This window comes from Kocuria tytonicola (assembly GCF_003687455.1).
GTDB lineage: Bacteria > Actinomycetota > Actinomycetes > Actinomycetales > Micrococcaceae > Kocuria > Kocuria tytonicola.
Window position 1 is genome coordinate 1 of record NZ_PHOA01000200.1, and the last position, 1,102, is coordinate 1,102.

Genomic DNA, 1,102 nt, shown 5'->3' on the forward strand with positions numbered 1-1,102 from the left:
GGGCGCCGCAGGAGGTGGCGAGGCGGCGTCGTCGCCCTGGGGTGCGAAAACTACGTGCGAGTAGGGTGAGTGACGGGGGCCACGCCCGTGGACTCCGGGGCTCGCGGGGAACAACCCGCGCGCAGCTCGCACAGCAGTGAGGGAGAACATCATGGCTGAACTGACCAACGTGACCGTGATCGGATCCGGGGTGCTCGGATCGCAGATCGCCTTCCAGGCCGCGTACTTCGGCAAGACCGTGACGGTGTACGACATCAGCGAGGAGATCGTGTCCAAGCTTCCCGCCAAGTGGGAGCGGCTCTCGGCGCTCTACGTGCGGGACATGGCGGCCACACCCGAGCAGCTGGCGGCGGCGACCTCCCGCCTGAGCGGGACCACGGACCTGGCGGCGGCGCTCGCGGACGCGGACATCGTGATCGAGGCCGTCCCCGAGAACCTGGAGCTGAAGAAGAAGGTCTGGGCGCAGATCGGTGAGGTGGCGCCGGAGAAGACCATCTTCTGCACCAACTCCTCCACCCTGCTGCCCAGCGACATCGCGGAGGCCACGGGGCACCCGGAGCGGTTCCTGGCCCTGCACTTCGCCAACGAGGTGTGGCGCAACAACACCGGCGAGGTCATGGGCCACGCGGGCACGGATCCCGCCGCGGTGGACGCCGTGCTGGCGTTCGCGGAGCAGATCGGGATGGTGGCCATCCACATCCAGAAGGAGCAGGCGGGCTACATCCTCAACTCGCTGCTGGTACCCTTCCTCACCGCCGCATCCCACCTGTGGGTCAACGACATCGCGCAGGCCGAGGACATCGACCGCACGTGGCGCACCGCCACCGGTTCACCCCTGGGCCCCTTCCAGATCCTGGACCACGTGGGCATGGAGACCTACTACCAGATCAACATGAACGCGGGGACCGAGGAGTCCCGGCGGGTCGCGGAGCGGGTCAAGCGGGAGTACATCGACCAGGGCCACATGGGCCGCAGCTCCGGGCAGGGCTTCTACACGTACGAGTGAGGGGCTGAACCGGGGCGCCCGCCGCGCCTGCCGGGCGCCGCAACAACTGAGCAGATGCAGAATCCGGACCCGTTTTCTGCATCTGCTCCGTTATTG

Annotated in this window: 1 protein-coding gene; it reads left to right on the forward strand. The window is 67.8% G+C overall.

Annotated features, from left to right (window positions below; all coding sequences use genetic code 11):
• Window positions 1-151 precede the first annotated feature (151 nt).
• Window positions 152-1,006 (forward strand): 3-hydroxyacyl-CoA dehydrogenase, encoded by an 855-nt coding sequence (locus CWC38_RS11825; RefSeq protein ID WP_121846895.1) that lies wholly within the window; start codon window positions 152-154, stop codon window positions 1,004-1,006.
• Window positions 1,007-1,102 lie beyond the last annotated feature (96 nt).